1 protein-coding gene is annotated in these 241 nt (G+C 70.1%); it reads left to right on the top strand.

Going from position 1 to position 241, the window contains the following annotated elements; translation table 11 throughout:
• Positions 1-241: phosphoadenosine phosphosulfate reductase family protein (locus TN53_RS43920; RefSeq protein ID WP_046264544.1), on the top strand; the 241-nt coding region annotated here is incomplete at both ends.

Here is a 241-nt window from a genome sequence, read left to right as displayed (position 1 = left end):
CTTCCCCGAGGTCCTGGAGTACCGGGACCGCGCGGTCGCCCAGCACGGTCTGCGGCTGCATGTCGCCTCCGTACAGGACTACATCGACCGCGGTGTGCTGAAGGAGCGTCCGGACGGGACCCGCAACCCGCTCCAGACGCTGCCGCTGACCGAGAGGATCCAGGCGGAGAAGTTCGACGCGGTCTTCGGCGGTGGCCGGCGCGACGAGGAGAAGGCCCGCGCCAAGGAGCGCGTCTTCTCC

Source organism: Streptomyces sp. WM6386 (genome assembly GCF_000972385.1).
Lineage (GTDB): Bacteria > Actinomycetota > Actinomycetes > Streptomycetales > Streptomycetaceae > Streptomyces.
Note: the sequence above shows the minus strand (reverse complement) of the source record. Positions and strands in the feature narration are given on the sequence as shown.